Source organism: Nocardioides sp. J9, from assembly GCF_007829375.1.
Taxonomy (GTDB): domain Bacteria; phylum Actinomycetota; class Actinomycetes; order Propionibacteriales; family Nocardioidaceae; genus Nocardioides.
In genome coordinates, this window is record NZ_VLJQ01000063.1 from 20,416 (window position 1) to 44,928 (window position 24,513).

24 protein-coding genes are annotated in these 24,513 nt (G+C 71.7%); 14 read left to right on the plus strand and 10 right to left on the minus strand.

The features are described 5' to 3' along the window. Nucleotides 1-14: 14 nt before the first annotated feature. Both L615_RS08610 and L615_RS08615 read right to left on the minus strand, forming a co-directional pair. Nucleotides 15-1,001: a type IV toxin-antitoxin system AbiEi family antitoxin domain-containing protein gene (locus L615_RS08610; RefSeq protein ID WP_145724800.1), complete on the minus strand. Its 987-nt coding sequence runs from the start codon at nucleotides 999-1,001 to the stop codon at nucleotides 15-17. A 134-nt stretch (nucleotides 1,002-1,135) separates the two neighbouring features. After that, nucleotides 1,136-2,299 (minus strand): steroid 3-ketoacyl-CoA thiolase, encoded by a 1,164-nt coding sequence (locus L615_RS08615; RefSeq protein ID WP_145724801.1) that lies wholly within the window; start codon nucleotides 2,297-2,299, stop codon nucleotides 1,136-1,138. Between the two features lie 195 nt (nucleotides 2,300-2,494). Here L615_RS08615 and L615_RS08620 point away from each other — a divergent pair, with 195 nt between their 5' ends. The 5 genes from L615_RS08620 to L615_RS23205 all read left to right on the plus strand — a co-directional run bounded on the left by L615_RS08620 (nucleotide 2,495) and on the right by L615_RS23205 (nucleotide 6,810). Further along, complete coding sequence (locus L615_RS08620) at nucleotides 2,495-3,730, plus strand: cytochrome P450 (protein ID WP_145724802.1); 1,236 nt, start codon at nucleotides 2,495-2,497, stop codon at nucleotides 3,728-3,730. 73 nt (nucleotides 3,731-3,803) lie between these two features. Next, nucleotides 3,804-4,481 carry a response regulator transcription factor gene (locus L615_RS08625; RefSeq protein ID WP_145724803.1) on the plus strand — a complete coding sequence of 226 codons (678 nt, stop codon included), beginning with the start codon at nucleotides 3,804-3,806 and terminating at the stop codon, nucleotides 4,479-4,481. Then, on the plus strand, nucleotides 4,478-5,845 hold the full coding sequence (locus tag L615_RS08630) for an ATP-binding protein (RefSeq protein WP_222430497.1): 1,368 nt from the start codon (nucleotides 4,478-4,480) through the stop codon (nucleotides 5,843-5,845). Before L615_RS08625 ends, L615_RS08630 begins: the two co-directional genes overlap by 4 nt. A gap of 353 nt (nucleotides 5,846-6,198) precedes the next feature. Then, nucleotides 6,199-6,588: a hypothetical protein gene (locus L615_RS23200; protein ID WP_186449785.1), complete on the plus strand. Its 390-nt coding sequence runs from the start codon at nucleotides 6,199-6,201 to the stop codon at nucleotides 6,586-6,588. 69 nt (nucleotides 6,589-6,657) lie between these two features. Further along, nucleotides 6,658-6,810 (plus strand): hypothetical protein, encoded by a 153-nt coding sequence (locus L615_RS23205; RefSeq protein WP_157514761.1) that lies wholly within the window; start codon nucleotides 6,658-6,660, stop codon nucleotides 6,808-6,810. Here L615_RS23205 and L615_RS08640 read toward each other — a convergent pair. Next, a complete protein-coding gene (locus tag L615_RS08640) occupies nucleotides 6,800-7,912 on the minus strand; it encodes a glutamate--cysteine ligase (RefSeq protein ID WP_145724804.1) in 1,113 nt (370 codons plus the stop codon). The two genes, L615_RS23205 and L615_RS08640, sit on opposite strands and share 11 nt — an antisense overlap. A gap of 56 nt (nucleotides 7,913-7,968) precedes the next feature. Next, complete coding sequence (locus L615_RS08645; protein ID WP_145724805.1) at nucleotides 7,969-8,148, minus strand: hypothetical protein; 180 nt, start codon at nucleotides 8,146-8,148, stop codon at nucleotides 7,969-7,971. A gap of 85 nt (nucleotides 8,149-8,233) precedes the next feature. Here L615_RS08645 and L615_RS08650 point away from each other — a divergent pair, with 85 nt between their 5' ends. Continuing rightward, a complete protein-coding gene (locus L615_RS08650) occupies nucleotides 8,234-8,962 on the plus strand; it encodes a hypothetical protein (protein ID WP_145724806.1) in 729 nt (242 codons plus the stop codon). Here the strand turns inward: L615_RS08650 and map are convergent. From map to L615_RS08675, 5 genes are all read right to left on the minus strand, one after another. Further along, nucleotides 8,946-9,713: a type I methionyl aminopeptidase gene (gene map / locus L615_RS08655; protein ID WP_145724807.1), complete on the minus strand. Its 768-nt coding sequence runs from the start codon at nucleotides 9,711-9,713 to the stop codon at nucleotides 8,946-8,948. The two genes, L615_RS08650 and map, sit on opposite strands and share 17 nt — an antisense overlap. Nucleotides 9,714-9,722: 9 nt before the next feature. Continuing rightward, nucleotides 9,723-10,442, minus strand: a complete 720-nt coding sequence (locus L615_RS08660; RefSeq protein ID WP_145724808.1) for a DUF4190 domain-containing protein — start codon at nucleotides 10,440-10,442, stop codon at nucleotides 9,723-9,725. A 70-nt stretch (nucleotides 10,443-10,512) separates the two neighbouring features. Further along, entirely contained in the window at nucleotides 10,513-11,673 is a 1,161-nt protein-coding gene (locus L615_RS08665) for a thiolase domain-containing protein (RefSeq protein ID WP_028654107.1), read from the minus strand. Next, on the minus strand, nucleotides 11,673-12,728 hold the full coding sequence (locus tag L615_RS08670; protein ID WP_145724809.1) for a thiolase domain-containing protein: 1,056 nt from the start codon (nucleotides 12,726-12,728) through the stop codon (nucleotides 11,673-11,675). The genes L615_RS08665 and L615_RS08670 overlap by 1 nt, the downstream gene beginning before the upstream one ends. Before the next feature lie 18 nt (nucleotides 12,729-12,746). Then, nucleotides 12,747-13,697: a Zn-ribbon domain-containing OB-fold protein gene (locus L615_RS08675; protein WP_028654105.1), complete on the minus strand. Its 951-nt coding sequence runs from the start codon at nucleotides 13,695-13,697 to the stop codon at nucleotides 12,747-12,749. A gap of 56 nt (nucleotides 13,698-13,753) precedes the next feature. On the opposite strand from L615_RS08675, the gene L615_RS08680 reads away from it, so the two are divergent. From L615_RS08680 to fadD8, 3 genes are all read left to right on the plus strand, one after another. Continuing rightward, complete coding sequence (locus L615_RS08680; protein ID WP_028654104.1) at nucleotides 13,754-14,797, plus strand: LLM class F420-dependent oxidoreductase; 1,044 nt, start codon at nucleotides 13,754-13,756, stop codon at nucleotides 14,795-14,797. 125 nt (nucleotides 14,798-14,922) lie between these two features. After that, nucleotides 14,923-15,309, plus strand: a complete 387-nt coding sequence (locus L615_RS08685; protein WP_145724810.1) for a hypothetical protein — start codon at nucleotides 14,923-14,925, stop codon at nucleotides 15,307-15,309. 46 nt (nucleotides 15,310-15,355) lie between these two features. Further along, complete coding sequence (gene fadD8 / locus L615_RS08690; protein ID WP_028654102.1) at nucleotides 15,356-16,954, plus strand: fatty-acid--CoA ligase FadD8; 1,599 nt, start codon at nucleotides 15,356-15,358, stop codon at nucleotides 16,952-16,954. A 179-nt stretch (nucleotides 16,955-17,133) separates the two neighbouring features. On the opposite strand, the gene L615_RS08695 is transcribed toward fadD8, so the two are convergent. After that, nucleotides 17,134-17,946 carry a crotonase/enoyl-CoA hydratase family protein gene (locus tag L615_RS08695; RefSeq protein ID WP_145724811.1) on the minus strand — a complete coding sequence of 271 codons (813 nt, stop codon included), beginning with the start codon at nucleotides 17,944-17,946 and terminating at the stop codon, nucleotides 17,134-17,136. Nucleotides 17,947-17,993: 47 nt separating this feature from the next. On the opposite strand from L615_RS08695, the gene L615_RS08700 reads away from it, so the two are divergent. Genes L615_RS08700 through L615_RS08720 form a run of 5 tightly spaced genes read left to right on the plus strand, consistent with a single transcriptional unit; the run spans nucleotide 17,994 to nucleotide 24,502 of the window. Next, nucleotides 17,994-19,637, plus strand: coding sequence for an acyl-CoA synthetase (locus L615_RS08700; RefSeq protein ID WP_028654100.1), 1,644 nt, complete (start codon nucleotides 17,994-17,996; stop codon nucleotides 19,635-19,637). Then, nucleotides 19,637-20,743 (plus strand): nitronate monooxygenase family protein, encoded by a 1,107-nt coding sequence (locus tag L615_RS08705; protein ID WP_028654099.1) that lies wholly within the window; start codon nucleotides 19,637-19,639, stop codon nucleotides 20,741-20,743. Before L615_RS08700 ends, L615_RS08705 begins: the two co-directional genes overlap by 1 nt. 25 nt (nucleotides 20,744-20,768) lie before the next feature. After that, nucleotides 20,769-22,226 carry an LVIVD repeat-containing protein gene (locus tag L615_RS08710; protein ID WP_145724812.1) on the plus strand — a complete coding sequence of 486 codons (1,458 nt, stop codon included), beginning with the start codon at nucleotides 20,769-20,771 and terminating at the stop codon, nucleotides 22,224-22,226. A gap of 42 nt (nucleotides 22,227-22,268) precedes the next feature. Then, entirely contained in the window at nucleotides 22,269-22,922 is a 654-nt protein-coding gene (locus L615_RS08715; RefSeq protein ID WP_028654098.1) for an SDR family NAD(P)-dependent oxidoreductase, read from the plus strand. Nucleotides 22,923-22,957: 35 nt separating this feature from the next. Further along, nucleotides 22,958-24,502 (plus strand): LVIVD repeat-containing protein, encoded by a 1,545-nt coding sequence (locus L615_RS08720; protein ID WP_145724813.1) that lies wholly within the window; start codon nucleotides 22,958-22,960, stop codon nucleotides 24,500-24,502. The last annotated feature ends 11 nt before the right edge of the window (nucleotides 24,503-24,513 follow it).

Here is a 24,513-nt window from a genome sequence, read left to right on the forward strand (position 1 = left end):
CGTGGGTTCGGCGCTCACGCTGCCCGGGCGAAGCCGCGGAGGATCCTGTCTGCCGTACGTTGCGGGTAGTCGAGGTCGACCCAGACGAGCCGGATCATGAGCCATCCAGTGAGCTCGCGGAGGAGGTCCTCGCGCTGCTTCTCCCGGATCACCATCTCCTCGATGGACTCGCCGGGACGGCGGAAGCGGTGGTACTTCTGCATGCCGTCGAACTCCAGCATGACCCTGCGCTCGGGCCACGCGAAGTCGACGCGGCCGGCCACCCTGCCGCTGGGGTGCCGGATCTCCAGCTGTGGGATCGGCGCCGGGATCCGCTGGCGCCGGAGCAGGAGCCGGGTGCGTGTCTCGCCGACCGACTCGGCGTACCCGTCTGTCAGCTGCAGCACGCGGTGCAGGGCCAGCGTGTCGGGCCAGTGCTTCATCCCGGCGAAACCCTGCTCCAGCTGGGTGCGGGTCGTGAGGCCTGACTGGATGAACCAATCGAGTACGGCGACGGCAGGCTCCTGCGGCGCGATGCTGGCGGTGTCGAGCGCCGTCCTGGTGGGCGCCGTGATCCAGCCGAAGTCATCGCGGGTGAGGTCGTCGGCCCGGCACGCGCCTCGGTGGTGGACGACCTTCCCCTGATTCCGCTCGCTCGAGCCGTCCAGGCTGGTGACGTGTACCGACGAAAGGTCGAGTCCCCATGTCGGCCCGCCCTGCTCGATGCACGCGCTGACGTGCGAAGCGGCCACGGTGTCGTCGTACTGCTTGCGGACCGCCGACAGCAGGAGCGAGTGTCGATCCTGGGGCATGGCGTGCTCCCAGATGTCACGCAAGGCGTAGGCGCCTTGCCGGATGCGGACGATAAAGCCGCCGCGGAGGGCTCGCTGCAGCGCGTTGTCGTCGATGCCCATCGCGAGGGCGTCGCGCCGCAAGAGGATGCCCCGCTCGTCTGCCACCAGCTCGATCACCAGCACAGCGTGCGACAACTGCCTGTGATGCGCCATCGGGGGTGCGCTCACCTGTGGACAACCGCCTGGAGGCGGTCCTGGTCGGAGACTTGACCGATGAAACTCACACTTGACCGACGAAGTTTCGTCGGTCAAGCGACAGTTTCGCCGGTCGACCGGCGAAACTGTTCCCGGAGCCTTCCGCCTCAGATCCGCTCGATCACCGTCCCGGTCGCCATGGCGCCGCCGGCGCACATGGAGATCAGCGCGGTCGAGGCGTCGCGGCGCTCGAGCTCGTGGAGGGCGGTGGTGATCAGGCGGACGCCGGTGGCGCCGACGGGGTGGCCCAGCGCGATGGCGCCGCCGTTGACGTTGACCTTGTCCATGTCGACGCCGTGCACACCGGCCCAGGAGAGTACGACGGAGGCGAAGGCCTCGTTGACCTCGAAGATGTCGAAGTCGCTGATGGCCATGCCGGTGCGGTCGAGGATGCGCTGGGTGGCGTCGATCGGGCCGTCGAGGTGGAAGTACGGGTCGGAGCCGACGAGGCAGTGGCTGCGGATCCGGGCGCGGGGGGTCAGGCCGAGGGCGCGGGCCTTGTCCTCGTCCATGATCAGCAGGGCCGCGGCGCCGTCGGAGATCTGCGAGGAGGTGCCGGCGGTGTGCAGGCCGTCCTCGAGGACGGTGCGGAGGCCGGCGAGGCCGTCGAGGGTGGTCTCGCGGAGGCCGCCGTCGGCCTCGACCGTCTGCAGGGCGCCGGTGGGCTTGCCCTCGTCGTCGAGGACGGGTGCCTCGATCGGGGCGATCTCGCGCTTGAAGCGGCCCTCCTCGACCGCGACCTTCGCCTTGGCCTGCGAGGCGGCGCCGAAGGCGTCGAGGTCGGCGCGGGTGATGCCGCGGTGGCGGGCGATCCGGTCCGCGGCGGAGAACTGGTCGGGCATGTCGATCGTCCAGTCGTCGGGGCGGGGGCTGCCCAGGCCGGGCGGCACGTTCGCACCGAGCGGGATGCGCGACATCGACTCGACGCCGCAGGAGATGCCGACCTCGATGGTGCCGGCGGCGACCATGTCGTTCACCAGGTGGGAGGCCTGCTGGCCCGAGCCGCACTGCGCGTCGAGGGTGGTGCCGCCCGTGTGCTGGGCGAGGCCGGCGTGGATCCACGCGCGTCGCACCGTGTCGTTCGACTGCTCACCGGCCTGCGTCACGATGCCGCCGACGACCTGCTCGACGAGGTCGGACTCCACGCCGGCGCGGCGCAGGACTTCGGCCTGGACGAAGCCCAGCAGGTTGGCCGGGTGCAGGCCCGCGAGCTGGCCCTTGCGCTTGCCGAGGGGAGTGCGGACGGCTTCGACGATGACGGGGTTGCCCATGGCGAGGATCATACCACCGAACTAGAACACGTTCTCGTTTCCGTTTGCGCGAGCAACTTTGCGAACTCGCTCAACGAAACCCTTTCGTAAGCGTGCGATGCTTTGTAGTGTGTGCGTAGAACGCGTTCCAGTGACCCGGGTCGCCCCCGGGGTGCCGACGCCGTCGCCCCCTGTGTTTCCAGTGAAAGGTTCGTCGTGACCGAGCAGCTCATCCCCGTCGGGTGGGACCCGACCGATCCCTCCATCAACGAAGTCGCCCTGCCGCACGAGCAGTTCCGCGCGCTGCGTGCGACCGAGCCGATCCGGTGGATCGAGCAGCCGCCGGAGGCCCGCGCGGGCTTCCTCGACACCGGCTACTGGGCCTGCACCCGCCACGCCGAGGTCCGCCAGGTCTCCAAGGACAACGAGAACTGGTCGACGGCCGAGAACGGCGTGATCATCCGCTTCGCCGAGGACATGACCCGCGACCAGGTCGAGGTGCAGCGCGCGATGCTGATCCACCACGACCCGCCGGAGCACACCAAGATGCGCGGCATCGTCTCGCGCGGCTTCACGCCGCGTGCGATCGCGGCGCTCAAGGACGGGCTGCGCGAGCGCGCGTACAAGATCGTCGAGGAGTGCGTCGCCAAGGGCAGCGGCGACTTCGTGGAGGACCTCGCCGCCGAGCTCCCGCTGCAGGCCATCGCCGACTTCCTCGGCGTGCCGCAGGAGGACCGCAAGAAGATCTTCGAGTGGTCGAACCAGATGATGGCGTACGACGACCCGGAGTTCGACATCGACCCGGCCATCGCCTCGATGGAGCTCATCGCGTACTTCGACGCGCTCGCCAACGACCGTCGCGAGAACCCGCAGGACGACATCGTCACCAAGCTGATCAGCGTCGGCAAGGACGACGACCACGGCTCGCTGACCAACGACGAGTTCGGCTTCTTCGTCATCCTGCTCGCCGTCGCCGGCAACGAGACGACCCGCAACGCGATCAGCCACGGCATGCACGCGTTCCTCCAGAACCCCGACCAGTGGCAGACCTGGATCGACGAGCGCCCCGACACGATGGTCGACGAGGTCATCCGCTGGGCCACCCCCGTCACCGTCTTCCAGCGCACCGCGCTCCAGGACACCGAGCTCGCCGGCCAGGCCATCAAGAAGGGCGACCGCGTCGGTCTCTTCTACGCCTCGGCGAACTTCGACGAGGAGGTCTTCGAGGACCCCTTCACCTTCAACATCAAGCGTGAGAACAACCCGCACGTCGCCTTCGGCGGCCACGGCGCGCACTACTGCATCGGCGCCAACCTGGCCCGCATGGAGATCAAGCTGATCTTCGACGCCCTCGCCGACCTCGCGCCCAACATCCAGCTCGACGGCGAGCCGCGCCGCCTGCGCTCCGGCTGGCTCAACGCGATCAAGGAGATGCAGGTCAAGTACAGCTGACCTCCTTCAGCGCAGGTTCAGGGCGGCTCCACCACAATGGAGCCGCCCTGACCGCTTTTTCCCGGAGGACGCCGTGCGGATCCTGGTCGTCGACGACGAGCGCCGGCTCGCGCGCGCCATCGAGCTCGGCCTGGAGGCCGAGGGCTTCGCCGTGGACGTCGCGCACGACGGCACCGACGGTCTCTGGATGGCGCGGGAGAACACCTACGACGCCATCGTCCTCGACCTCATGCTGCCCGGCATCAACGGATACAAGGTCTGCGAGACGCTGCGCCGCGAGGAGAACTGGACGCCCATCCTCATGCTGACCGCCAAGGACGGCGAGTGGGACCAGGTCGAGGGACTCGACACCGGCGCCGACGACTACCTGACCAAGCCGTTCTCGTTCCCCGTCCTCGTCGCCCGCCTGCGCGCGGTCGCCCGGCGCGGGGCGCGGGAGCGGCCGACGGCGATCGAGCTCGGCGACCTCGTCGTCGACACCGCCGCGCGCCGGGTCCGCCGCGGCGAGGTCGAGATCAGCCTGACCTCGCGGGAGTTCGCGGTCCTGGCCTTCCTCGCCCGGCACAGGGGCGACGTGGTGTCGAAGCGGCAGGTCCTGGACTCGGTCTGGGACGGCGACTTCGAGGGCGACCCGAACATCGTGGAGGTCTACGTCCGCCACCTGCGCAACAAGGTGGACCGGCCGTTCGGTCGCGAGGCGATCCAGACCGTCCGGGGTGCGGGCTACCGGCTCGCGAGCGACGGGGGATGAGCATGCGGGTGCGTACGACGCTCGCCGCGGTACTCGTGGTCGCGGTGGCCCTGGTCGTCGGCGCGGTCGCGCTCGTGCTCGCGGTGCGCGGGTCGCTGCGCGACGGGGCGGAGTCGACGGCGGAGAACCAGGCCTCGGCCCTCGTCGCCCAGGTCGACGCCGGCAGCCTCCCCGCCTCGCCCGGCACCGACCCCGACAACGACCCGGACGACCCGGACGACCCGGACGACCCCGACGACCCCGACGACCCCGACGAGGACGACGAGGAGGCCGACGACCTCGTCTGGCAGGTCCACGACGCAGCCGGCCGGCTCGTCGCCGCGTCCCAGCCGCTCGCTGGCCGCCTCCCGGACCGTGACGGGGATGCCGTCGAGCTGCCCGGGGGCGACCACCCCTACGTCGTGGTGAGCGAGGACACCGACGACGGTCACGTGGTGACGGTCGCGGTGTCGCTCGAGGACGTCGACGAGACGACCGCGGCGCTCGCCGCCCCGCTGCTGCTGGGCCTCCCGCTGCTGCTCCTCGTCGTCGGGGGGACGACCTGGCTGGTGGTCGGGCGCACCCTGCGCCCCGTGGAGCGCATCCGCCAGGAGGCCGAGGAGATCACCGGCACTCGGCTCGACCGCCGCGTCTCCGAGCCCGCCGCGCGCGACGAGGTCGGCCGGCTGGCCCGCACGATGAACGCGATGCTCGCCAGGCTCCAGGACTCCCGCGACCGGCAGGAGCAGTTCGTCTCCGACGCCTCCCACGAGCTGCGCTCGCCGCTGGCGAGCCTGCGCCAGACCGCCGAGGTCGCCCACACCCACCCCGGCGCCGTACCCGAGGGCGAGCTCGCCGAGGCGGTGCTCGAGGAGACGGTGCGGATGCAGGCCCTCGTCGAGCAGCTGCTCGCCCTCACCCGCGCCGGTGAGGGACGTGCCCAGGCGCCGCGCGAGGACGTCGACGTCGACGACCTCGCCCTCGCGGAGGCCCGGCGAGCGGCCAGGTCCGGCCTGGTGGTCGACACCAGCGGCGTCGGTCCGGGCCGGGTCCACGGTGACCCCGTCGCGCTCTGCCAGGTCGTGCGCAACCTCGTCGACAACGCCGTCCGTCACGCAGCCGGCCGGGTGGCGGTGGCGGTCTCCGAGCACGGCGGCCGGGTGCACCTCGTGGTCGACGACGACGGTCCGGGCATCCCGACCGCCGACCGGGAGCGGGTCTTCGAACGCTTCGTCCGCCTCGACGAGGCCCGCACCCGCGACGCCGGGGGCAGCGGCCTCGGCCTGGCGATCGTCCGTGCCGTGGTCACCGGCCACGGCGGCACGGTCGAGGTCGGCGAGAGCCCGTTCGGCGGCGCCCGGGTCGTCGTCGACCTGCCTTCCTGAAGACCTGTTCAGGTGCGTTCAGGGAGGGTTCAGCGACCTCCCGGCAGGCTGGTCCCACCAGCCGCCCCGGGGACCCCGGGCCGGCCCCACCGAGAGAGGGAGACCCCCATGAACACCAGCGTCCTGCGCCGCAAGCGCGTCGTCCTGCCCGCCCTGGCCACCGTCGCCGTCCTGGCCGTCGGCGGGACGGTCTGGGCGGCCTCCGCCGACGACGTCTCGGGCGACGAGCGGGACCGGGTCGCGGCTGCCGGCGAGGCCTACGAGGTCGAGGTCCGCTTCGCTGNACCGTCGCCGTCCTGGCCGTCGGCGGGACGGTCTCCACGGGCGCCGCCGGTGGCGGCGAGGCCGTCGAGGTGGAGCGCTCCGACGACCGCGGCGAGGCCTACGAGGTCGAGGTCCGCTTCGCTGACGGCACCGAGGTCGACGTCACCCTCGACGACGACCTCGGCGTGATCGCCACCGAGCGCGACGACGACCGCGACGACGACCGGTACGACGACGACCGGTACGACGACGACCGCGACGACCGCGACGCCGACGACCGGGTCCTCGACGCCAGCGAGCGCACCTCCGCCGAGCGGGCCGCCCTCGCCGCCGTCGGCGGTGGCACGGTGCTCGACGTCGAGGCGAGCGACGACCGGGGCGTCGCCTACGAGGTCGAGGTGCGGGACGGCAAGGGCGTCGAGTGGGACGTCGACCTCGGCGCCGACTTCTCCGTCGTCACGAAGCACCAGGACCGCTGAGCCTCACGCCCGGCAGCCCCGGCGTGCAGTAGCGTGCTGTCCTCCGACGACGGCTGACAGGAGGGTTCGATGAGCAACGTGGACCTGGAGAACTTCCGGGGTTACTCCGACAACCACTACCAGCACGGGATGCACACCCTCGCGTGGATCTCGCTCTGGACGATCATCATCCTCGGCGTGGGCGCCGGGCTCTTCGGGTTCTTCTGGGGCCTCAGCCAGTAGCAGCGCGGTTCGTCCGCTCCACGAGGTCGTCGACAACGGCCTCGATGCTGCCGCCGCTGCGCTCGTACGCCGCCCGCTGCCGCACGGACCCACCCTCGGCCAGCACCCGGTCGACACCTTCCCGCACCAGGGCGAGGTCGTCGCCGAGGTGCCCGGCGACCGTGTCGACCAGCGCCTCGAGCACGTCGCGCGCCGGCACCGGCTCGCCGGTGCCGGGGTCGAGCAGCTGGCCCGCCAGGCCGTAGCGGGCGGCGCGCCACTGCGCGGCCCGGAGCAGCTCTGCCCGCCACTGCCCGGCGGCAGGCCCCCGAGCGGCAGCGGCGTCGGGGCCTGCCGCCTGCGTGACCAGGCCGCGGGCGAGGGCGGCCACGAGCACCGCGTCGTCCGGGTCGGTGCACACATCGGTGACCCGCACCTCCACGGTCGGGTAGCGCTGGGAGAGGCGGGCGTCGAAGTAGAGCATCCCCTCGTCCCGCGCCGCCCCGGACGCGATCAGCTCGCGGCACACCCGTCGGTAGGTCTCGACGTCGCCGAAGCGCTCGGTCGGCCCGGCGCTGGGCCAGCCCGCCCAGGCCTGGGAGCGCCAGGAGGCGTGCCGCGTGTCCCGGCCCCGGTAGAAGGGGGAGTTGGCGCTCACCGCGAGCAGCGCAGGGAGCCACGGGCGCAGCGCATCGACCACCCGCACGCCCTCCTCCTGCGAGGCGACCTGCACGTGCACGTGCATCGCGCAGGTCCCGGCCGGACGGGCGACCTCGCCGAAGGTGTCGACCATCGCCTGGTAGCGATCGTCCCGCGTGGCCCGCGGCTCGCCGCTGCCCAGCGGGGCCGCGCCGGCCGCCACGGTGCGCAACCCGGCCCCCTCGGCAGCCTCGGCGGCCGCCCTCCGCGCGCGTACGACGTGCTCCCGCAGCTCGGCGAGCGAGGTCACCGGTGGCGTGCGGGTCTCGAGCTGGTGACGGAACAGCTCGTGGTCGAGGTCCTCGGACGGCAGCCCGTGCTCGGCGGCGTACTTGAGCACCTGCTGCGACCGCGGCGCTGCCTCCCGCGTCGCGGGGTCGACCAGCAGCAGCTCTTCCTCGACCCCCAGCGTGCGCGGCTCCATGCCACCGCGCTACCCGCCGCACCGCCGGGCAGCCGCGCGAAGACGGCCCTGACGGGTCAGGCGTCGCCGGCGAGGTCCTCCAGCACCGCCTGGAAGTCGGCGCCGAGCACGGCCGTGAGCGTGCCCTCGTCGTCGATGCTGGTCAGCTGCTGGTAGCCGGAGCCGTCCCACCAGTACACGTGCGGGCTGAGTGGTCCGGGGGAGTCGCCGTGGCCGGCGGCGGCGAAGCCTGCCATCGCCTGGAGGCTCGGCAGCACGGGACAGGCCCCGGAAGGGGAAACAGCCCACCAGAAGAGGGAGAGGCACGCGAAGCAGCCAGCCGTGGCGGCCGGGCTCCTCGCCGGTGAGCTCGGTGGCGAGCGAGGGCATGAGCAGGGCCCGGCTGCCGGTGTGGACCGACGCCCCGGAGAGGACGTGGAAGTGTCCGCCGTCGCGGAGGTCGAGGCGCTCGTGGTGCTCGACGGGTTCGCGGCGGAGGTTCGCCACCCCCCACTCGCGCAGCTGCGCGGGACCGCCCTGTGCGGCGGCCCGGGCGTCGTCGTAGACGGCGACGGACTCCGGCAGGTCGAGTGCGAGCAGCTCGACGAGGCCGGGCGCGAACTCGCGGTGGGGGAACGTGCCGAGGTCGGGGACCGCGTCCTGCGGGTAGAGGCGCGTGTAGGTCCGGGAGCGGGCGTCGTCGGGGGCCAGGGTCGCGAACGGGTCGGGGGCGTCCATGCTGGCGAGCACGGTGCCGACGTGGCGGTCGACGACCTCCGGCCAGGCGCCGCGCCCGCGGTCGTCCTGGTGGCAGGACGCGGCGACGTTCCACAGCCCGAACTGCCGACCGGTGTCGTCGACGACGTGGTCGGGGTGCACCGTCACCTCGATGCCGCGCTCGGCGAAGGCGCGACGGACGAGGGACCGCACCTGCTGCGCGTCCTCGGAGCCGAGGAACGGCAGGGCGTCGTCGGGGTCGGCAGGCTCGACCGGGGATCGGTCGGCGTCACGCCGGCGCCGACGACCGAACAGGCCCATGCGGTGGTCGGCCGGGTCAGTCGCGTGCGGTGAGCACGATGGGGTCGCCGTCGGTGATCGCGACGGTGTGCTCGGCGTGCGCACCGCGGGAGCCGTCGGCGCTGCGGATCGTCCAGCCGTCGGGGTCGAAGGCGATCTCGTCGGTGGAGTGCAGGAACCACGGCTCGATGGCGATGACCAGGCCGGGGCGCAGCTTGAGGCCGCGGCCCGGACGCCCGTCGTTGGGGACGTGCGGCTCACCGTGCATCGTCCGGCCCACGCCGTGGCCGCCGAACTGCAGGTTGACCTTCAGCCCGGCTTCGTGGGCGACGCTGCCGATGGCGAAGGAGATGTCACCGAGCCTGTTGCCGGCGCGGGCAGCGGCGATGCCGGCCGCGAGGGCCTTCTCGGTCGTGGCGATGAGCTGCTGGTCCTCCTCGCGCGGGGTGCCGACGATGACCGACAGGGCCGAGTCGGAGACCCAGCCGTCGACGGCCGCGGCGAAGTCGACCGAGAGCAGGTCGCCGTCCTGGAGCACGTAGTCGAACGGGAGGCCGTGCAGCACGGCGTCGTTGACGGAGGTGCACAGCACCTTGCCGAACGGGCTCGCGCCGAACGACGGGTGGTAGTCGATGTAGCAGGACTCGGCGCCGGCGTCCTTGATCATCCGGTGTGCCAGCTCGTCCAGCTCGAGCAGGTTGACCCCGACGTCCGCCTTCTCGGCGAGGGCCGAGATCACCGAGGCGACGAATCGCCCGGCGGGACGCATCTGGTCGATCTGGGTCGGGGTACGGAGCTCGATCACGGTCCGAGCCTACTTCCCCGAGCGGGCTTCCTCCCACGCGGCGCTGAGGTCGACCACGACGGCCTTGCGGCTGGACGCGTCGGTGCCGTCGAACGCGATGCCCTCGAGCGGGCCGGGCCCGTAGGTGCTGACCGATCCACGGATCGCCTCCTGCTGACCGGGGCCGATGCGGGTCTCGCCGTCGAGGCGGGTGTGGTGGAACTCGCGGTTGATGACCGACTTCACCTCGATGTCGCCCAGGGTGATGGGGTTGTCGGTCAGGTTCCGCGCGACGAAGCGGTAGGTGCAGGCGACGTCCCTGCCGTTGGTGCTCGTGCACTCGGCCCGGGTCACCCGGATCCGCAGGTGGCCCTCGTCGGTCTCGAACTCCTCGCCCACCAGCACGCTCGCCTCGGGCGGTTCCACCCAGTCGAGGGCGTCGCCGAGCCAGAGCCAGACGTACCAGGACCAGAGGAGCGACAGCACGATCGCGACCACCGCCATCCCCACCCCGACGCGGGCCATGCCCGTGCCGGTGCCGGAGCGGCGAGCGCGTCGCAGCGCGGCGAGGCCCAGGCCGAGGCCGACCGCGCCGGCGAGGACACCGAGGAGGTTCAGCAGCGGGACCGGCGTGAGGATGAGGCCGACCATGCCGAGCACGAGCGCCGCGACGGCGAACCCGTTGGTCGGCGGCCCGGGCCGGCCCGGCGGCGGGTACGGCGGCGGGTACGGCGGGTGCTGCTGCGTCACGCCCCGATCATGACCACTGCGCCCGGTGCCGAAACGGCACCGGGCGCAGCAGGCGTGGGGGAGTGGTGCTTCAGTTGGTCGGCTTCTCGGCACCGACGACCCACATCGCGAAGAACTGCGATCCGCCGCCGTAGGCGTGCCCGAGGGCCTTGCGGGCGCCGTCGACCTGGTGCTCGCCCGCGGCCCCGCGGACCTGCAGGGCGGCCTCGGCGAAGCGGAGCATCCCGGAGGCGCCGATCGGGTTCGACGAGAGCACGCCGCCGGAGGCGTTGAACGGGATGCGACCGGTCATGGCGGTCTCCCCGGCCTCGGTGAGCTTCCAGCCCTCGCCCTCGGCGGCGAAGCCGAGGTTCTCCAGCCACATCGGCTCGAACCAGCTGAACGGCACGTAGACCTCGGCTGCGTCGATCTCGTCGATCGGCGAGGTGATGCCGGCCTGCTTCCACAGCGCGGCCGCGGCGTCGCGGCCGGCCTGCGGGTTGACCTGGTCGCGCTCGGCGGCCGTGGTGGGCTCCGAGCGCATCACGGTGCCGTGGATCCACGCGGGGTTCGGCGACGACTTCGCGACGTCCTCGTCCACGATGACCAGCGCGCAGGCGCCGTCGGAGGACGGGCAGGTCTCCTCGTAGCGGATCGGGTCCCACAGCATCTGCGAGGCCAGGACCATGTCGACCGTCCGCTCCTCGCGCAGGTGCGCGTAGGGGTTCTTCAGCGCGTTGGTGCGGTCCTTGGCGGCCACGATCGCGCCGATGTGGGTCGGCGCGCCCGAGCGGCGGATGTAGGAGCGCACGTGCGGGGCGAAGTAGCCACCGGCGCCGGCGTGCACCGGCATCACGAACGGAACCGGCACTGAGAGTGCCCACATCGCGTTGGACTCCGACTGCTTCTCGAAGGCGACGGTGAGCACCTTCTTGTGCACGCCGGACTGCACCAGCGACGAGGCGACGATGGCGGTCGAGCCACCGACGGAACCGGCGGTGTGGACGCGCAGCAGCGGCTTGCCGGCCGCACCGAGGGCCTCGGCGAGGTAGAGCTCCGGCATCATCACGCCCTCGAACAGGTCCGGCGCCTTCCCGACGACGATGGCGTCGATCTCGTCGAGGGTCATCCCGGCGTCGGCGAGGGCGCGGTCCATCGCCTCGCGGCACAGGCCGGCCATCGAGACGTCCTCGCGCTTGGCCCGGTGGTGGGTCTGGCCGACGCCGATGACGGCGGCAGGCTTCTTGGCCATCAGTTCTGTCCCTCCATGACGCAGACGAGGTTCTGCTGCAGCGCGGGTCCGCTGGTCGCGTGGCCGAGCACCTTGTCGGCGGTGCCGTCCCAGATCCGGCGGGCGGCCTCGCCGATGCGGATCGCGCCGCCGGTGAACATCGGGTTTCCGGCGAGCGCACCGCCCGACGGGTTGAGCCGGACGTCGTCGGCGAGGCCGAGCTCGCGGCGCAGGATCAGCTCCTGGTGGCTGAACGGCGCGTGCAGCTCGGCGACCTGGACGCCGTCCGTGCCACCCGCAGCGGCGGCGGCGCGGGCCGCGGACTCCGAACGGGTGAGGTCGCGGGTGCCCAGGTGCAGCGCGTCGGTGTAGTGCGCGAGGCCGGTGATCCAGGCGGGGCGCTCGCGCACCTCGCGGGCCCGGTCCCCGGCGGCGAGCACGATCGCCGCGGCGCCGTCGGTCACCGGTGCGGCGTCGTGCTTGCGCAGCGGGTCGGCGAACATCGGCCGCGCCAGCAGGTCCTCGACGGACGAGCCACCGGCCCGGACGGCGTACTCGTTCTTCTCGGCGTCGGTCAGCGAGCGGTTGACGACGTCGGCCATCGCGGCCTCGTCCCACTCGCCGGCGTCGATGCCGAGCCGCGCCTGGAGTGCCGCGATCGACACGGTGTCCGGCCAGAGCGGGGTCAGCGTGTAGGGGTCGAGCTGGAGGGCGAGGGTGCGGCGCAGGACGCCGGCCGACGCCTTGCCGAAGCCGAACACCAGGGCGGTGTCGACCTCGCCGGTCTGGATCTTCAGCCAGGCCTCGTAGAGCGCCCAGGCGGCGTCCATCTCCACGTGCGACTCGTTCACCGGCGGGAGGACGCCGATGGCGTCGATCGCGCTCACGAACGAGAACGAGCGGCCCGCGAGGTAGTCCGAGGAGCCGGAGCACCAGAAGCCGATGTCCTTCTTCGTCCAGCCGGTCTGCTCGTAGCACTCGCCGAAGATCGGCACGAGCAGCTCGGCACAGGTCGGCGACCCGTCGTAGTCCTGCAACTGTCGCTGGGCGAACCCGACGACGGCAACGTCACGCATGTCTGTCCTTCCGCCCGCTCAGAGGTGGTGCTTGTAGGTGTCGTAGTCCGCGTCCGGCTCACCGGTCGGCGCGAAGTGGCTGATGTTCTCGATCGTGGTGCCCCACTCCTCGCGGGGCTTCCAGACCGCCTTGACCCGCAGGCCCATCCGGATCTCCTCGACGGGGATGTCGAGGATCAGGTGCTGCAGCGCGATGTCCGCACCGTCGAGCAGGATGTAGGCCGAGACGTACGGCGGCGCGATCCGCTGGCCCAGGAAGGGCACGTTGACGATGCAGAAGGTCGTGACCGTGCCGGTGTCGGACAGCTCGACCTCCTCCGAGGTCGGCACCCCGTCGGTCGGGCAGGCCGGCCGCGGCGGGACGTAGACCTTCTGGCACTTCGGGCAGCGCTGGCCCAGGATCCGGCCCTCGGCGAGGCCGCGGTAGAACGCGGACTCCTCGGGGCTGGCGGCGTAGGTGTAGTCGAGGCTGATCGGCGTGATGATGCCGGTGACGTCGTCCGTGCCGGTCGGGGCGCTCGCCGGGGCGGCGGTGCCGGAGTCGGGCTCGAAGACGAGGTCGGTGATGACGCCGGCGCGCTCGGCGCCCCAGCGCGGCCGCACCCGCATGCCGGTGCTGATCTCGTCGGCGCTGCTGACGTCCACCGCGTGCAGCAGCGGCGTGTCCGCGCCGTCGAGGGTGATCAGCGCGAACGCGAACGGGCGGTCGAAGGGCTGCCCGGCCACAGGCTCGCTCACCCAGGTCCACGAGGTGACCGTGCCGGTGCCGGCCAGGTCGACGAACTCCGTCGGGGCCTGGTGGCTGACCGGGTCGAACTCCGGCGGAGGGCAGGCGACGCGCCCGTCGGCGAGGCGGGCGCCCACGAGCCGGCCGTCCCGGAGGCCGGTGAGGAAGCGGCCCAGCACCGGACCGACGGATCGGGTGTAGTCGAAGGCGACCGTGACCGGTGCCGAGAGGGTGCGACTCATGGCGAAAGTGAAACACGTTCTAGAAATGGTTCGCAACGAGGGGCATGATTCGTCTCATGAAACTGGGACTTCAGCTGGGTTACTGGGGCGCGCAGCCGCCCCAGGGCGTGGGCGAGCTCGTCGCGGCCGCCGAGGACGCCGGGTTCGACGCGATCTTCACCGCCGAGGCGTGGGGGAGTGACGCGTTCACCCCGCTGGCCTGGTGGGGGCGCGAGACGTCGCGGGTCCGGCTGGGCACCTCGATCGTGCAGATGTCGGGCCGCACGCCGACCTCCATCGCGATGCACGCACTGACCCTCGACCACCTCACCGGCGGACGGGTCGTGCTGGGCATGGGCGTCAGCGGCCCGCAGGTCGTCGAGGGCTGGTACGGCCAGCCGTTCGAGAAGCCGCTGGCCCGCACCCGCGAGGTCGTCTCGATCATCCGCAAGGTGCTGGCCCGCGAGGCGCCGGTGACCAACGACGGCCCGCACCACCCGCTGCCCTACCGCGGACCCGGAGCGGTCGGGCTCGGCAAGCCGCTCAAGCCGATCGTCCACCCATTGCGCGCGGACCTGCCGATCTGGCTGGGTGCGGAGGGGCCGAAGAACGTCGCGCAGACCGCGGAGATCGCCGACGGCTGGATCCCGATCTTCTACACCCCGAAGAGCGCCGGCATGTACCAGCCGTGGCTCGACGAGGGCTTCGCGCGACCGGGCGCACGTCGTACCCGCGCGGACTTCGAGATCGCCGCGACCTGTCACCTGCAGATCGTCGAGGACGCGACCCAGAAGCAGGCCGTCATCGACGCGATGAAGCCGTTCGTCTCGCTCTACATGGGCGGCATGGGCGCCAAGGAGCAGAACTTCCACACCCAGGTCTTCGCCCGGATGGGCTACGAGGAGCTGGCCTCCGAGGTGCAGGAGCTCTACCTGTCGGGTGAGAAGGACAAGGCGACCGCGCTGATCCCCGACGAGCTGGTCGACGACATGCACATCATCGGCACCGCCTCCGAGGTCAAGGAGCGGGTCGCGCAGTGGGAGGAGACGGGCGTGACCACGCTGCTGCTCTCGTGCCGCAGTGCCGCCGAGGTGCGCCAGGTCGCGGAGGTCCTGCTCTGACCCCGGCCTGCTGACCCGGGCCTGCTGACCCGGTCCTGCTGACCCGGGCCTGCTGACCCGGGCCTGCTGACCCGGGCCTGCCGAGGGTCTGGTCCCTGTCGGCGGTGGCGGTTAGCGTTCCGGGGATGAGGCGCGAACCGCACCAGAACGTCGCCACCGTGCTGGTCGACCCTGCCCTGCTGCGCGACCTCGAGATCGAGCTCATGGAGCTCGACCTGTGGGTCTGGCCGGTGCGGACGGCGCCCATCTGCGTCGACGGCCCGCGCACTGCCTTCCAGGTCCGGCGGCGGCTGGTGGAGGCCCAGCGCGGGGCGTGGGACTGCGCCGCGCACTGGGTGCCGGTGTGGATCAGCTTCGGGGAGCGCTGGTCCTCCGGCGACGACCCGCTGCCGTGGGCCGCCCGCCGCGCCCTGTGGGACGCGCTCGACGCGCACGCCGACCAGGTCCGGTTCCACCGGCGCCTGGGCGGCGTGCGCCCGCTGGCCGCACCCGTCGAGCGTGCCGCGGGCTGAGCAGGGTTCTTGCCCGCGAAATAGAACACGTTCTACTGTGGGTCCCGTGACCGACACGCTCCGGACCCCTGCCCACAACGGCCACCTGATGGTCGCGGCCCTCAAGCGCCACGCCGACCGCCCGATCGTCCACCTCGGTGACGTCACCCTCACGGGGCGCGAGACCGCGGAGCGGATCTCGCAGTACATCCAGGCCTTCGAGTCCCTCGGCGCCGGCCGGGGTACGCCGGGGGCGCTGCTCGCGCTGAACCGGCCGGAGGTGCTCTTCATCCTCGGCGCCGGCCAGACCCAGGGCTTCCAGCGGACCTCGCTGCACCCGCTGGGCTCTGCCGACGACCACGCCTACGTCATCAACGACGCGGGGATCACCACGCTCGTCATCGACCCCTACTTCGCGGGTCGCGCCGTCGAGCTGCTCGGCAAGTGCCCGGGCCTCAAGCGGGTCCTGACCATCGGCCCGGTCCCCGAGGAGCTGGCCGACGTCGCGACCGACCTGACCGAGGTCGCTGCGTCCTTCGAGCCGCGTCCGCTCGAGGCGGCCGTGCTCGAGCCCGACCACATCACCTCGATCACCTACACCGGCGGCACGACCGGCAAGCCCAAGGGCGTGATCGGCAACGTGCGCTCGTTCTCGACGATGGCGCAGATCCAGATGGCCGAGTGGGAGTGGCCGACCGAGCCGCGCTTCCTCATGTGCACGCCGCTCTCGCACGCCGGTGCGGCGTTCTTCGTTCCCGTCGTGCTCCAGGGCGGCACCCTCTTCGTCTCGGCACGCTTCGACCCGGCCGAGGTGCTGCGCACCATCGAGGAGAAGCGGATCAACTCGCTCATGCTCGTGCCGACGATGCTCTACGCCCTGATGGACCACCCCGACTCGCACACGCGCGACCTGTCGTCGCTCGAGACCGTCTACTACGGCGCGTCCGCGATCAACCCGGTCCGCCTCAAGGAGGCGATCGAGCGGTTCGGGCCGATCTTCGCGCAGTACTACGGCCAGTCCGAGGCCCCGATGGTGATCAGCTACTTCCCGAAGGGCGAGCACGTCGACGCCGAGGGTCGCCCGATCGAGGAGCGGCTCACGTCCTGCGGCCGACCGTCGGCGTACCTGCGCACCGCGCTGCTCGGCGAGGACGGCAACCCGGTGCCGCAGGGCGAGCCGGGCGAGATCTGCGTGGCGGGACCGCTGCTGTCGGCGGGCTACTGGCAGCTGCCGGAGGCCACGGCCGAGACCTTCCGCGACGGCTGGATGCACACCGGCGACGTGGCGCGCGAGGACGAGGACGGGTTCTGGTACATCGTCGACCGCACCAAGGACATGATCGTCACCGGCGGCTTCAACGTGTTCCCGCGCGAGGTCGAGGACGTCATCGCCGAGCACCCGGCGATCGCCCAGGTGGGCGTGATCGGCACCCCGCACGAGAAGTTCGGCGAGGCGGTCACCGCCGTCGTCGTGCTCCGGGAGGGTCACGAGCTCACCGAGGAGGTCGTCGCCGAGATCCAGGCTGCGGTCAAGGAGCGCAAGGGATCGGTCCAGGCCCCCAAGGAGGTCATCGCGGTCGACGCGCTGCCGCTGACCGCGCTCGGCAAGCCGGACAAGAAGGCGCTGCGGGCCCGCTTCTGGACCGGGGAGCGCTCGGTCGGCTGACCCCGGCGCCGGCCGACCAGGGAGGGACGCACGAGGGCCGCCCCGCTCGATGAGCGGGGCGGCCCTTCGTCGCCTGGTCGTCGCCTGGTCGTCGCCTGGTCGTCGCTTGGTCGTCGCTTGGTCGTCGCTTGGTCGGCGCTTGGTCGGCGCTTGGTCGGCGGCGCTGCCGCCGGGGGACCTCAGCGACCCTTGAACTCCGGCTTCCGCTTCTCCAGGAACGCACGGGGGCCCTCCTTGGCGTCCTCGGAGGAGAACACGGCGGCGCCGATGCGGGCGTCGTCGGCCCAGCACTCGTCCTCGTGCTTGCCCTCCGAGTCGCGCATCGTCTTGAGGATGGCCTGGACGGCGAGCGGGCCGTTGGCGGCGATCATGTCGGCGATCTCGTGCGCCTTGGCCAGCGCCTGCCCGTCGGGCACGACGTGGCCGATCAGGCCGAGCTCCTTCGCCTCCGGGGCGAGGAGCGTGCGACCGGTGAGCAGCAGCTCGGCGGCGACGGTGTAGGGGATCTGGCGGGGGAGCCGCACGGCGGAGCCGCCCATCGGGTAGAGGGACCAGCGGGCCTCGGCGACACCGAACTTCGCCGACTCGCCGGCGACCCGGATGTCGGTGCCCTGCAGGATCTCCGTGCCGCCGGCGATCGCCGGGCCCTCGACCGCGGCGATGAGTGGCTTGGTGAGGCGGAAGCCCTTGAGCAGGCCCTTGATCACGGTGGGGTCGTAGCTGCCGTCCTCGAAGCTCTCCGACGGCGGCTTCTCGTCGGCCTTCTTGAGGTCCATGCCGGCACAGAAGTAGCCGCCGGCACCGGTGAGGATGCAGACCCGGATCTCCGGGTCCTCGTTCACCCGGTCCCAGGCGTCCTCCATGATCCGCAGCATCTCGCTGGACAGCGCGTTGCGGCGCTCGGGGCGGTTCATGGTGACGACCAGCTTGTGGCCGTCCTGCTCGACGAGGCAGTCGGGGGTGGTGCGCACGGGGGCGTCGGTCGCGGACATGCGAACCACGCTAGCGAAAAAGTGAAACGTGTTCTAGTCTCTGGCTCGTGGCCCTCAACATCGCCGATCTCTTCGAACACGCCGTCGACGCCGTCCCGGAGAAACCCGCCGTCCAGGTGGGGGAGCGCGTCATCTCCTTCGCCGAGCTCGAGGCGGAGTCCAACAAGCTCGCCCACCACCTGCAGGCGCAGGGCATCGGTGTCGGCGACCACGTCGGTCTCTACGCCAAGAACAGCATCGAGCACGTCATCGCGCTGATCGCGATCCTCAAGGTGCGCGCGGTCGCCATCAACGTGAACTACCGGTACGTCGCCGGCGAGCTCGAGTACCTCTTCGACAACGCCGACCTGGTCGGCCTCGTGCACGACCGCGTCTACGCGCCGCTGGTCGCCGAGGTGCTGCCGAAGGTCGGTGCGATGAAGGCGGTCGTCGCGGTGCCCAACCCGCTCGAGCCGGACGACCGGAGCGACCTGTCGGCGTTCAACGGCGTCACGCTCGAGGAGGCCGTGGCCGGCCAGTCCGACGCCCGCGACTTCGGCGAGCGCAGCCCCGACGACATCCACATCATCTACACCGGCGGCACCACCGGGTTCCCGAAGGGCGTCATGTGGCGCCACGAGGACTTCTGGCGCGTGCTCGGCGGCGGCATCGACTTCATGACCGGCGAGCCGCTGGAGGAGTACGACCAGTCGAAGAAGGCCAAGGAGGAGAGCCTCGTCACCCTCCCGCTGAGCCCGCTCATGCACGGTGGCGCCCAGGCGTCGCTGCTGATGCACCTCTTCGCCGGCCAGGTGACCATCCTCGAGCCGAAGTTCGACCCGGTCCGCACCTGGGAGCTCGTCGACAAGTACGGCGTGCAGATGCTCTTCATGACCGGCGACGCCATGGCGGTCCCGCTCATCGATGCCTACGAGGCCGGCGGCTTCGACGGCCAGACGCTCTTCGCCATCGCCTCCAGCGCCGCGATCTTCTCCAAGTCGGTCAAGGAGCGGTGGATGAAGCACTTCCCGAACGCCGTCTTCACCGACTCGATCGGCTCCTCGGAGACCGGCTTCCAGGGCACCGGCCTGCAGGACGCGAGCGCGCTGTCGACCGACGGGCCGGTCGTCTCGATCCCGCCGACCACGGTGATCCTCGGTGACGACAACCGCCCGCTGGACCCGGTCAAGGACGTCGGCAAGGTCGGGCGCACCGCCCGCGCCGGCCACGTCCCGGTCGGTTACTACAAGGACCCGGAGAAGTCGGCGCGGACGTTCATCGAGATCGACGGCGTCCGCTACTCGATCCCCGGCGACAACGCCCGGATCGAGGAGGGCAACCGGATCACGCTGCTCGGTCGCGGCTCGAACTGCATCAACACCGGCGGGGAGAAGGTCTACCCCGAGGAGGTCGAGCAGGCGATCAAGGCCCACCCCGGCGTGTACGACGCGCTCGTGGTCGGGCTGCCCGACGAGAAGTACGGCCAGGCGGTCTCCGCCGTCGTCGAGCCCCGTCCCGGCCACACCATCGACCTCGAGGAGCTGCGCACCTTCCTGCGCTCGCACCTCTCCGGCTACAAGCTGCCGCGCCGCCTGACGATCGTGGAGGAGATCCCCCGCAACGCCACCGGCAAGGCGCAGTACCCCAGGGCGAAGGAGCTCGCCCTCGCCGACCACGTCACCATCGACACGAACTCAGGAGCCAACGCCTGATGCGCACCCCCCTCTGCGACGCCTTCGGCATCGAGTACCCGATCTTCGCGTTCACCCCGTCCGAGCACGTCGCGGCCGCGGTGTCGCGCGCCGGCGGCCTCGGCGTCCTCGGCTGCGTCCGCTTCAACGACCCCGACGAGCTCGACCGGGTCCTGACCTGGATGGACGAGAACACCGACGGCAAGCCGTACGGCGTCGACGTGGTCATGCCGATGAAGGTCCCCACCGAGGGCACCTCGGCCGACCTGTCGTCGTACATCCCCGAGGAGCACAGGAAGTTCGTCGACGAGACCCTCCTCAAGCTCGGCGTCCCGCCGCTGCCCGAGGGCGAGGGCCGCGAGGGCGTCCTCGGCTGGCTCCACTCGATGGCCCGCTCGCACGTCGACGTCGCGCTGCAGCACCGTCCGGTGCTCATCGCCAACGCGCTGGGCACGCCGCCGAACGACGTGATCAAGGAGTGCCAGGCCGCCGGCCTGAAGGTCGCCGCGCTCGCAGGCGCTCCGAAGCACGCCCAGAGCCACGTCGCCAACGGCGTCGACATCATCATCGCCCAGGGCTACGAGGCCGGCGGCCACACCGGCGAGATCGCCAGCATGGTGCTCACCCCCGACATCGTCGACGCCGTCGGCCCGGACGTCCCGGTCCTCGGCGCGGGCGGCATCGGCTCCGGCCGCCAGATCGCGGCGTCACTGGCACTCGGCTCGCAGGGCGTGTGGACCGGCTCGATCTGGCTCGGCACCGAGGAGTACCGCAACCTCGCGTCCAACAAGGGCTGGGAGACCGCGTTCCTGCGCGCCACGTCGTCCGACACCGTGCGCACCCGCATCTACACCGGCAAGCCGGCGCGCCTGCTCAAGACGAAGTGGACCGAGGCCTGGAACGAGGAGGGTGCCCCGGCGCCGCTCCCGATGCCACTGCAGAACCTGCTGGTCGCCGACGCCCACAACCGGATCAACGCCTCGGGCGACCCCGACGTGATCTCCATGCCGGTCGGCCAGATCGTCGGCCGGATGAACGAGGTCCGCCCGGTCGCCGAGGTGATGGCCGACCTGGTCGCGGAGTTCCAGGACACGGTCAAGAAGCTCGACGGCATCGCCGGCGTCTGACGGCACCTGACGAGGGGAGCGGGGCATGGGGGCTCTGCGGCGCACGATCACCGACCCGGCGCGGCGACGACTGGTCGTCGCCCTGGCGGCCGCCACGGTCCTGGTCGGCGGCACCATCGCTGCCGCGGAGGACCCCACCCCGCCCCAGCCGGTCCCCGAGGCCAGCTGCGGCGAGGGGTCCCGCCCCGAGACCACCGACCTGCAGGGCCGGGTGCCGAAGGCCGACTTCACCTCCGGCCGCGCCCTGCAGGGCTACACCTGCAACACCGTCGCCGTCGCCCGCCACGGCACCACCGGCGGCTTCAAGACCCTGCGCTACACCGACGCGAAGGGTCGCACCTGCGCGTTCTACGACTCGACCCGGATGCTGGGCCTCGACGTCGTCGGCAACCTGCTCAACGGCACCGGGCTCGGCGTCGTGGTGCTGGACATGACCGACCCCGCGAAGCTGGTCAAGACCGCCAACCTCATCACCCCGGCGATGCTGCAGCCGCACGAGTCGCTGCTCGTCAACCAGGAGCGCGGCCTGCTCGTCGGTGTGATGGGCACCCTGGCCGCCGCACCCGGCGTCCTCGACGTGTACGACGTCAGCCAGGACTGCCGCAAGCCGCGGCTGATGTCGACGACCCTGTCGGGCGTGCTCGGCCACGAGAGCGGGTTCGCCCCCGACGGGATGACCTTCTGGACCGCCGGAGCCGCAGGGTTCACCATGACAGCGGTCGACCTGACCGAGCCCCGCCGCCCGCGCGTGCTGATGACCGAGACCGGCGTGGTCGCCCACGGGCTGCGCTTCTCCGACGACGGCCGCACCATGTACGTGGCGAACATGGGCAGCCCCTCCGGCACGTCCATCCTCGACGACCCCAGCCTCCAGGTCTGGGACGTCGGCCAGGTCCAGGACCGCCGGCCGAAGCCGCGCATCAGCAAGGTCGGCGAGGTCGACTGGCCCGGCATCTCGATCCCTCAGGTCGCCGAGCCGTTCCACCGGGACGGTCGCGACTACGTGCTCGAGGTCGACGAGTTCACCGACTGGTTCGGCGAGGGCTTCACCGTGGACTTCAGGAACAGCCCGGTCGGCGGGGCGCGGATCATCGACGTCACCGACCCGACCCGGCCGACGGTCGTCTCCGACATCCGGCTCGAGGTGCACCAGCAGGAGAACCGCACGAAGGAGGTGCTCTCCGACCCGGGCACCTCGCTCCCGATCGGCGGCTACTCCGCCCACTACTGCTCGGTCCCCACGCGCGACGCGCCGGACCTCGCCGCCTGCTCCATGATCGGCTCTGGCCTGCGCATCTTCGACATCAGCAACGTCGAGCACCCCGTCGAGGTCGCCTACTTCAACCTGCCCTCGAAGGGCGGTGCGAGCGCGCTGTCGCAGCCGGCGTGGGACGCCGCCAACGACTCCGTCTGGTACACCGACGGCACCAGCGGCTTCCACGTCGTCCGGCTCACCAACGGCGTCGAGGAGCTCCTGCCCTGACGCGCCTGCTGCCGGCGCCGGGACGAGCCTAGGCTGGCGGGCATGACCCGCAACGTCCTGATCGCCGGAGCCGGACCCGGGGTGAGCGGCTCGCTCGCCCGCCTCTACGCCGCGGAGGGGGCGGCCGTCGGACTTCTCGGCGCCGACCCGGGGGTGCTCGCCACCCTCGCCGACGAGGTCACGGCCGCCGGTGGCTCTGCCGACAAGGCCCTCGTGGATCTCACCGACGAGATCGCGACCCGGGCGGCGGTCACCCGGATGGCGGAGAAGCTCGGCAAGGTCGACGTGCTGCACTTCAACCCGTCTGCCTACCGGGAGAAGGACCCGCTGTCCCTGTCGCCCGACGAGCTGCTCGAGGACGTCCGCCTCGGTGTCGGCGCGCTGCTCACCGTGCTCCAGGCGGCGCGCCCCTTCATGGGCCCCGGTGGCCGGGTCACCGCGACCGGGAGCATGGCTGCCGACAAGCCGTGGTTCGGCGCGGCCTCGCTCGGCGTGCAGAAGGCCGGGCTGCAGAACCTCGTGCGCAGCATCGACGCCGCGCTGGCCGGCGACGGCATCCGCGCGGTGTCCGTCACCGTGCGCGGCCTGCTCTCGACGGAGGGGCCCTTCGCGCCCGACAACGTCGCCCGCGCCCTGCGCGCCGCCCTCGACCAGGACGAGTCCGGGTGGCAGGCTGAGGTCGCCTACGAGGGCTGACGCAGCCCGGGCATGCTCTGACGTGGGGGTCGGAAGTGGCTGAGCAGCGCACGATGGACGGCTGGGACGGTCCGGACGGCTGGGACGGTCCGGACGAGCCCGGGACGGAGACGTCGGCCCGCCGCCGGCCGGCACTGCGCCGGCTGCTGATCGCGCTGCTCGCCTCCGCGCTCGTGGTGGCGAGCGCGGTCGCGACAGCAGGGTCCTCGCAGGCCGAGCTGCCGCTCATCGCGGTCCCGCGCGCGACCTGCGCAGCCGGCGACCCGGTCGAGACGTCCCTCCAGGGCCGGGTGCCGAAGGCCGACCACACCTCCGGCCGGGCGCGCGAGGGGTACCGGTGCAACACGGTCGAGGTCGGCCGGCACGGCAAGCGGTCGGTGCTCGGCTCGGGCGGCTACAAGGTGCAGCGCTACACCGACGCCAGTGGACGCACCTGCGCCTACTACGACTCCGCTCTGATGGTCGGCCTCAACGCCCTCGGCCTGCTCACCGGCGGCGCCGGCCTCGGCGTGGTCGTGCTGGACATGACGAACCCGGCGAAGCCCGTGAAGACCGCCAACCTGGTCTCACCGGCGATGCTGCAGCCGCACGAGTCGCTGCTCGTCAACCAGGAGCGCGGCCTGCTCGTCGCGGTCATGGGCACCCTGGCCACCGCACCCGGCATCCTCGACGTGTACGACGTCAGCCAGGACTGCCGCAAGCCGAAGCTGCAGTCCTCGACCCTGTCGGGCGTGCTCGGCCACGAGAGCGGCTTCGCCCCCGACGGCCAGACCTTCTGGACCGCGGGCGCCGTCGGCTTCACGCTCACCGCCGTCGACCTCGCCGACCCGCGCCGGCCGAAGGTGCTGCGCACGAAGGGCGGCGTCGTCTACCACGGCCTGCGCCTGTCCGACGACGGCCGGACCATGTACGCCGCGAACATCGGCACCCCGAGCGGGCGTGACGCGAAGCTGCTCGACGGCGCCGGCCTCGACATCCTCGACGTGTCCGACATCCAGGACCGGCGCCCGGACCCGCAGGTCCGCACGCTGTCGCGCCTGACGTGGGAGGAGTCGTCGATCCCGCAGGTTGCCGAACCGTTCACCCGCGACGGCCGGCAGTACGTCCTCGAGGTCGACGAGTTCAGCGACCTCTTCGGCGACCTGCGCCAGTTCAACCAGCCGCGCAGCCCGGTCGGCGCCGCCCGGATCATCGACGTCACCGACCCGCGCGAGCCCGAGGTCGTCTCCAACATCCGCCTCGAGGTGCACGACCCCGCCGTCCGCGCCGACCTCACCGGTGACCCGGGCGCGTCGTCGATCGTGCGGAGCTACACCGGCCACTACTGCTCCCTTCCGACCCGCACCGACCCGAGGATCGCCGGTTGCTCGATGATCGGCTCCGGGCTGCGGCTGTTCGACATCAGCGACGTCCGCAGGCCGCGGGAGGTCGGCTACTTCAACCAGCCGGGTCCCGACGGCGCGTCCGCGCTCTCGCAGCCCGCGTGGGACGTCGAGCGGCGCCAGGTCTGGTACACCGACACCGACGAGGGCTTCTTCGTCGTCGGCCTCCGCGGACCGGCCGCCGGGCTGCTGCCCTGACCTGATTGCCC

Bases quoted from the DNA above. Each gene is read 5' to 3' on its own strand.
- L615_RS08615 (WP_145724801.1), bottom strand. From the start codon at position 2,299: ATGGGCAACCCCGTCATCGTCGAAGCCGTCCGCACTCCCCTCGGCAAG.
- L615_RS08630 (WP_222430497.1), top strand. From the start codon at position 4,478: ATGAGCATGCGGGTGCGTACGACGCTCGCCGCGGTACTCGTGGTCGCG.
- L615_RS23205 (WP_157514761.1), top strand. From the start codon at position 6,658: ATGAGCAACGTGGACCTGGAGAACTTCCGGGGTTACTCCGACAACCAC.
- L615_RS08640 (WP_145724804.1), bottom strand. From the start codon at position 7,912: ATGGAGCCGCGCACGCTGGGGGTCGAGGAAGAGCTGCTGCTGGTCGAC.
- L615_RS08645 (WP_145724805.1), bottom strand. From the start codon at position 8,148: ATGGCAGGCTTCGCCGCCGCCGGCCACGGCGACTCCCCCGGACCACTC.
- L615_RS08665 (WP_028654107.1), bottom strand. From the start codon at position 11,673: ATGGCCAAGAAGCCTGCCGCCGTCATCGGCGTCGGCCAGACCCACCAC.
- L615_RS08670 (WP_145724809.1), bottom strand. From the start codon at position 12,728: ATGCGTGACGTTGCCGTCGTCGGGTTCGCCCAGCGACAGTTGCAGGAC.
- L615_RS08675 (WP_028654105.1), bottom strand. From the start codon at position 13,697: ATGAGTCGCACCCTCTCGGCACCGGTCACGGTCGCCTTCGACTACACC.
- L615_RS08680 (WP_028654104.1), top strand. From the start codon at position 13,754: ATGAAACTGGGACTTCAGCTGGGTTACTGGGGCGCGCAGCCGCCCCAG.
- L615_RS08685 (WP_145724810.1), top strand. From the start codon at position 14,923: ATGAGGCGCGAACCGCACCAGAACGTCGCCACCGTGCTGGTCGACCCT.
- L615_RS08695 (WP_145724811.1), bottom strand. From the start codon at position 17,946: ATGTCCGCGACCGACGCCCCCGTGCGCACCACCCCCGACTGCCTCGTC.
- L615_RS08705 (WP_028654099.1), top strand. From the start codon at position 19,637: ATGCGCACCCCCCTCTGCGACGCCTTCGGCATCGAGTACCCGATCTTC.
- L615_RS08710 (WP_145724812.1), top strand. From the start codon at position 20,769: ATGGGGGCTCTGCGGCGCACGATCACCGACCCGGCGCGGCGACGACTG.
- L615_RS08715 (WP_028654098.1), top strand. From the start codon at position 22,269: ATGACCCGCAACGTCCTGATCGCCGGAGCCGGACCCGGGGTGAGCGGC.